Consider the following 6,470-nt stretch of genomic DNA (forward strand, 5'->3'; position numbering starts at 1 on the left):
CCCGAGTCCGGCGCCGGGCGTCCGGCTAGGACCGTGCGCCGCGCCGACCCCGGGCGGTCGGACCGGGTTCCCAGCCGTGCAGGTCCAACTCCCGGTCGTGCAGCGCGCCGGGGTTCATCAGCACCGTCAGCCGGGCCCCGGCGAGCTGTTCGAAGGCGAGCCCGGTCGCGGACAGCAGCTGCTCGGTCGACACCGAGACGGCGATGGCGGGGCGCCAGGACGGCAGCACCACCAAGCTGGTGCCGCGTCCCACCCGGACCGGCTCGGCCGCCACCCGGACCGGAGTCCGTTCGTCGGGCCGACCGACGCTCTCGGGCTGGCCGGGGCTGCCCACGATCAGGACACCGAGCGGCGGTTCGGCGTACGGGGCCGGAGCGGGCACGGCCTCGGCGCCGGGGTCACCCGCGGGACCGGCTCCGAACGCGGGACCGTCCCCGGACGCGGGATCGGCCCCGGACGGCGCCGGCCCCGCCACCGTCCCGATCGGGTCCGCGAGTTCACCCGTCCAGGCCGGGCGGTCCCCGGAGCCCGCCCCGGCCGGTCCGGACGCGGCCGTCTCCCGTGCGGTCGCCTCCTGTCCGCTCGGGGCGGCCTGCGGGTGCATCCGCCGCAGCCGGCGCGAGGGCGACGGCCGCAGAGACGGGGACCCCGGGATCCGTGCTTCCTCGCGCACCGGACGCCGCGTAGGCGCGAACGGACCGCCCGGCGACGGAACGGTGGCCGACGGCAGGCGGACGAATCCGACCCCGACCCCGGTTCCCTTCTCCGCCGCCCCTGCGCGGGAGCCCGCCCCGGCGACCTCGGGCGCGCCCGCGCCGTCCTCGGCCGTCTGGCCGAGCAGCGGGGGTGCCTCCGCGGCCGGCGGTCGGCACGCGTCCGCCGACGCGGCGACCGCGCGGTCCTCGGCGGGTGCGGTCCGCGGTCGTTCGGCGAAGGCCGCCCGCGGCCGCGCCGTGGCCGGGTCATCGTCAGCGGCGGGCGGATCCGTTCCGGGATCCGCCGGGCGGGCCCCAGTGGCCGCCGCGGGAAGGACCAGCGCGTCCGTGTCGTGCCGCCCACGCGGCTGTGGCACCGAGTCCTGGCGGGGCCCGGCGCCCTGGCGGAACACCCGGTCGGAGGTGCCGGACGCGGCGGCCACCGCCTCGGCGGCGGCCGCGATCGCGCACATCGGTACGGTCTCGGCGGCCTGCCCGGGCACGCCGGGCGGCGGCGAGGATCCGGCGCTGTCCGTGGGCGGGCCGGGCAGGGACGGGTCGGTTGCGGTGGGTTGGAGCGAGGTCATCGGCGGGCCCTTCGGGGGGTGGTCCCGACGATCCTCCCGCACGGCGGGACCAGCTCCAAGCGTCGAACCCGGCCGACCGCGCGGGGCGACCGCGAGACCACCGCGAGACCACCGCCGGACCGCGGTCGGACCGCCGCTGGACGCCGGTCGGACCGCCCCGCGGGCGCCGCGTGACCACCTCGCGACCACCTCGCGACCACCTCGCGACCACCTCGCGACCACCTCGCGACCACCTCGCGACCACCTCGCGACCACCGCGCGATCACCTCGCGATCACGCCGGGGAGTCGATCAACTCCCCGGTGCGACAAACCCCTTGAGATCGGCGAGCACCGCGTTCGCGGCCATGACGCCGAGTCCGAGGAACCAGGTCTCATCCGGAACCGGCCGGGCCTGACCGGACCTGACCGCCCCGAGCGTCTTCCAGAGCGCACCGCCCAGCACCGTGTCCTGGTTGGTCGAGCCGGGGCTTCCGTACACGCCGTAGAAGATCCAGTCGGCGTCGGCCTTGTCGATCTGCTCCGGGCTGACCTCCACCGCGAGCTCCTTGACCTGCTCGATCGCGGGCTGCGGCAGCGGCACGTCGGTGAGGATGGTGCCGATGAAGGAGAGTCCGGCGTACAGCCGGGTGCGGCCCGGCATGAAGCGCAGCGGGGTGATGGTGGGCCGCTTGCCGCCGAGTCCGGCACCGATCGCGGTGGCCGCCGCCTGGTACGCGTCGAGCTGGGTCCTCGCCTCGGCCTCCAGGCCGAACGCGCTCGCGTTGAGCAGGAAGTTCTGCTTCCAGGGGTAGCCGGGCCGCAGCGAGAAGACGGTCGGCGCGATCTTGGACAGCTGCGCGTACTGGTCCTGGGCGCGCAGCTGGCTGCCGAGGATCAGGTCCGGCTTGAGCGCGGCGATGGCCTCCAGGTTGAGGCTGTTGACGGTGCCGACGGCGGCCGGGCTGCCGGCCTTGTCCTTGAGGTAGGACGGCAGGGACTTGGAGCCGTCCGTGTGGACGACGCCGACCGGCTGGACGCCCAGCGAGACGACGTTGTCGAGCTCGCCGGTGTCCAGCACCACGACCCGGGTGGGCCTGGCCGGGATGACGGTCTCGCCCATCGCGTGCCGGATGGTGCGCGGGTAGACGCCGGGGGCGGCATCGGTGCCGAAGCCCTTCATCTTCTCGATCACGGTGGCGTAGTCGTCGCCGCCCTGCTTGACCGACTTCTGGTCGGGCGTCGAGCCGCCGCCCGTGGCCCCTCCGCCCGCTCGGCCCGCTCCGCCGGCGCCACCCGAACTGCCGCAGGCGGTGAGCAGTCCGCCGAGGCCGAGCACCGCCCCGCCGGCGATCCCGGCCGTCAGGAACCTGCGGCGGCTGGGGGTACGGGGTGCGGGGGCCGGGCCGTCGGGGGTGGGGGCCACGCGACGCTCCTTCACAGATCGAGACAGATCGAAGTTAGGTGAGGCAAACCTATCTCGATGGCGGCCCGGAAGCTCACCCGGGGTGCGGCCGGAGCTCTTCCGCGGCGAAGCGCTCCCCAGGAAACTCCCGTGCTCCTGGGGAGGACTGGCGCTATCGTCGGGCGCATGAAGCGCTTCGTGGGCCTGACCTGGTGGCCGTCCTAGGACGGCCACCAGCACCCGCCTGACCAGGGCCGTCCGGGATGGACGGCCCTGTCGCGTTTTCCCCGCGTCCACGCGGGACGGGCCCTCGCCCGGACGGCAGCCGCCCCCGCCGCCACCGTACGAGGAGATACCCGTGACCACCGCTACCGCCGCAACCACCGCCGCGTCCGCCGCGCCCGGCCCCATCGACGACCCGACCGCCCACCGGGTCCTCACGGGGGACCGCCCCACCGGGCCGCTCCACCTCGGCCACTACTTCGGCACCCTGCGCAACCGCGTCCGACTGCAGGACCAGGGCGTCGAGATGTTCGTCGTGGTCGCCGACTACCAGGTGATCACCGACCGCGACGTCGCGGACCGGCTCGCCGAGCACACGGAGAACCTCGTCCTCGACTACCTGGCGGCCGGTCTCGACCCCGGACGGGCCACGATCTTCCCGCACAGCGCCGTCCCCGCCCTCAACCAGTTGCTGCTGCCCTTCCTCAGCCTGGTCAGCGTCGCCGAACTGCACCGCAACCCCACCGTCAAGGACGAGATCGCCCACTCCCGGCAGTCCGCCGTCAGCGGGCTGATGTTCACCTACCCCGTCCACCAGGCCGCCGACATCCTCTTCTGCAAGGCCGACCTCGTCCCGGTCGGCCAGGACCAGCTGCCCCACCTCGAAGTCGCCCGCACCGTCGCCCGCCGCTTCAACGAGCGCTACCCGCACGCCGACGGCCGCGTCGTCTTCCCCCGCCCACAGGGCCTGCTGTCCGACGCCCCGATGCTGCTCGGCACCGACGGCGGAAAGATGAGCAAGAGCCGCGGCAACGCCGTCGCCCTCGGCGCTACCGAGGACGAGACCGCCCGGATCATCCGCGGCGCCAGGACGGACGCAGACCGCCGGATCGCCTACGACCCGGTCGGCCGGCCCGAGGTGTCCGGCCTCGTCCTGCTCGCCGCGCTCTGCCAGGACCGCAGCCCGGAAGACGTCGCCGAGGAGATCGGCGACGGCGGAGCCGCCGCCCTCAAGCGCGTCGTCACCGACTCCGTCAACGAGCACCTCCGCCCGCTGCGCGCCCGCCGCGCCGACCTCGCCGCCGACCGCGGCCACCTGCGGCAGGTCCTGCGCGACGGCGCCGAGCGCGCCAACGCCGTCGCCGAGTCCACCCTCGCCGAGGTCCGGGAGGTGATGGGCGCCGTGATCTGAGGAGCCCTCACCCCCGGCCCTGGGCCCCGGCCCGGGGACACCGCGACCGGGCACCGGCCTCCGGACGCCGCCCCCCATGCTCGCCCCGCCGGCCAGCAGCAGCCCGCTGCCGGTCTGCTGGGCGAGGGCGGGTCGCCGGACCGCAGACATCGGTCGGTCGACGCGCGGGCATATCGTCACCGGGCGGCCGCGCCCACACCGCGGCCGCCCGCTCCCACGCTCCCGCGCCCGAAAGGCGGCCCGGCCCATGGACCAGCACCCGACCACACCCGGCCAGGGGCTGACCCGACCGCCGCACCTGCGTCCCGGTGACCACATCGCCGTCGTCGCGCCCAGCGGCCCGATCGACCCCGAACGCCTCACCGCCGGCTGCGCGATCCTCCGCTCCTGGGGGCTGCGCGTCACCGTCGCCCCGCACGTCCTCGACACCCACCCCACCCTCGGCTACCTCGCCGGCACCGACGCCGACCGGGCCGCCGACCTCCAGAACGCCTGGCTCGACCCCACCGTCGACGCCGTCATCTGCGCCCGCGGCGGCTACGGCGTGCACCGCATGGTCGACCTCCTCGACTGGACGGCGATGCGCGCCGCGGCCCCCAAGCCCTTCATCGGCTTCAGCGACGTCAGCTCGCTGCAGGAGGCCTTCGCCCAGCGCCTCGGCCTCGCCACCCTGTACGGGCCGATGGCCGCAGCCGGCGCCTTCGTCTCCGACGGCCGCACCGCCGAGCACCTGCGCCGCACCCTCTTCGACCCCGCCGCCACCACGGTCCTCACCTCCTCCACCGCCGCCCCCCTCGTCCCCGGCCGGGCCCGCGGCGTCACCGCGGGAGGGTGCGTCCACGTACTGGTCTCCGAACGCGGCACCCCCGCCGCCAGGCCCTCGTACGCGGGCAGCATCCTCGTCCTGGAGGACGTGAACGAGCACCCGTACCAGCTGGACCGCCTCCTCACCCAGTTCCTGCGCTCCGGCGCCCTCGACGGCGTGGCCGGCATCGCGCTCGGCTCCTGGGACGGCTGCGGGCGGCCCGAGCGGGTCCGTGAGGTGATGCTCGACCGGCTCGGTGGGCTCGGCATACCGGTGCTCTGGGAACTGGGCTTCGGACACTGCCCGTCCAGCCTCACCGTCCCGCTGGGCGTCCCCGCCGTGCTCGACGCCGACGCCGGCACGCTCACCCTGGACCTGCCCGCACTCACCGAGCCGAACCGCTGATCGAGCCGTCCCGCTGACCGCCGGGCGCCGGAGGAGGAGAAGGCCCGGCTTCCACCGACTCCGGTCAGTAGGGTGCGGCCATGAACGAGGACCGCCTCACCTCTCTCGCCCTCGGCTTCCTCCGCGGCCCGGGCAGCAACGCCCGCACGATCCTCGGACTCGCCGGCCCGCCCGGTGCCGGCAAGTCCACCCTGGCCCGGCACCTGGTCGCCGAGGTCGAGCGAGTCGAAGGACCCGGCGCCGCCGCCTATGTCCCGCTCGACGGCTTCCATCTCTCCGGCGCCCAGCTCGACCGCCTCGGCCTCACCCATCGCAAGGGCGCCCCGGCCACCTTCGACGCCCAGGGCTACGTCGCCCTGCTGCGCCGCATCGCCGCCGACCGCTTCGCCGACATCTACGTGCCGGACTTCGATCGCACCCTGGACGAACCCGTCGCCGCCAGGCACGTGGTCCGCCCGCACACCCGCCTCGTCGTCACCGAGGGCAATTACCTGGCCTCCGCCGATGCCCCCTGGTCCGACGCCCGTCGGCTGCTGCGCGAACTCTGGTACGTCCACACCGACGACGCGGTCCGCGAAGAGCGTCTGCTCAGCCGCCACCGCGCCGGCGGTCGCGACGAGGCCGCCGCCCGTCACTGGGTCTCCGGGAACGACCACCCGAACGGCGAGTACGTGAAGCCCGGCCGGGCGCTCTGCACCCGGACGGTCCCCGGGACCGGGTTGCCTTCGGCGGCGGGCAGGGGTAGTGTTTTCTAGTCGCTCGGCAGGGAGCACCGGACACGCATCGGCGCGGACGGTCCCGGGGCGGCCAATCCTCTGAAACACACTTCCCAGGTCCGTGCTGGGTCGCGTCCGCGTTTCGCGCTGCGTGGCTCGGTGCTGAATTGGTGTGCTCGTTTTATCGGATTGCGGCTGGATTCGCTTTTCAGAGCGGGGATCGGCTAGAGTTTGAAACGTCGGACGGGGCGTCAAACCCCGGAAGGCGCCAGCGAGTTGGATGAAGGAAGCCCCGGAAACGGAGCGGAAAACATCTGATAAGCTGGAAACACGAAAGAACGAAGCCCGGAGGGCCCGCTGGAAGGCGGCTCGAAGGAAGCGTCCGTTCCTTGAGAACTCAACAGCGTGCCAAAAGTCAACGCCAGATATGTTGACATCCCCGGCCTCGGTCGTTTGATCGGGGTTG

6 protein-coding genes are annotated in these 6,470 nt (G+C 74.2%); 3 read left to right on the plus strand and 3 right to left on the minus strand.

Features of this window, described 5'->3' with window-relative positions; all coding sequences use genetic code 11:
• Positions 1-25 precede the first annotated feature (25 nt).
• Together ACZ6Y7_RS25750 and ACZ6Y7_RS25755 are read right to left on the minus strand one after the other, a co-directional pair.
• A complete protein-coding gene (locus ACZ6Y7_RS25750; RefSeq protein WP_465760285.1) occupies positions 26-1,282 on the minus strand; it encodes a hypothetical protein in 1,257 nt (418 codons plus the stop codon).
• Between the two features lie 290 nt (positions 1,283-1,572).
• Positions 1,573-2,685, minus strand: coding sequence for an ABC transporter substrate-binding protein (locus tag ACZ6Y7_RS25755; RefSeq protein WP_465760286.1), 1,113 nt, complete (start codon positions 2,683-2,685; stop codon positions 1,573-1,575).
• Positions 2,686-3,022: 337 nt separating this feature from the next.
• On the opposite strand from ACZ6Y7_RS25755, the gene trpS reads away from it, so the two are divergent.
• The 3 genes from trpS (at position 3,023) to ACZ6Y7_RS25770 (ending at position 6,043) form a co-directional block, all read left to right on the plus strand.
• Positions 3,023-4,078, plus strand: coding sequence for a tryptophan--tRNA ligase (trpS, locus tag ACZ6Y7_RS25760; protein WP_465760287.1), 1,056 nt, complete (start codon positions 3,023-3,025; stop codon positions 4,076-4,078).
• Between the two features lie 247 nt (positions 4,079-4,325).
• The gene (locus ACZ6Y7_RS25765) at positions 4,326-5,288 is read left to right on the plus strand and encodes a S66 peptidase family protein (protein ID WP_465760288.1); all 963 of its coding nucleotides are present in this window, start codon (positions 4,326-4,328) and stop codon (positions 5,286-5,288) included.
• Between the two features lie 80 nt (positions 5,289-5,368).
• On the plus strand, positions 5,369-6,043 hold the full coding sequence (locus ACZ6Y7_RS25770) for a nucleoside/nucleotide kinase family protein (RefSeq protein WP_465760289.1): 675 nt from the start codon (positions 5,369-5,371) through the stop codon (positions 6,041-6,043).
• Positions 6,044-6,255: 212 nt separating this feature from the next.
• On the opposite strand, the gene ACZ6Y7_RS25775 is transcribed toward ACZ6Y7_RS25770, so the two are convergent.
• Positions 6,256-6,470 (minus strand): hypothetical protein (locus ACZ6Y7_RS25775; RefSeq protein ID WP_465760290.1); only part of this gene is annotated, 215 nt, incomplete at its 5' end.

It is taken from the genome of Kitasatospora sp. NPDC053308, from assembly GCF_055585785.1.

Bases quoted from the DNA above. Each gene is read 5' to 3' on its own strand.
- ACZ6Y7_RS25765 (WP_465760288.1), top strand. From the start codon at position 4,326: ATGGACCAGCACCCGACCACACCCGGCCAGGGGCTGACCCGACCGCCG.
- ACZ6Y7_RS25750 (WP_465760285.1), bottom strand. From the start codon at position 1,282: ATGACCTCGCTCCAACCCACCGCAACCGACCCGTCCCTGCCCGGCCCG.
- ACZ6Y7_RS25770 (WP_465760289.1), top strand. From the start codon at position 5,369: ATGAACGAGGACCGCCTCACCTCTCTCGCCCTCGGCTTCCTCCGCGGC.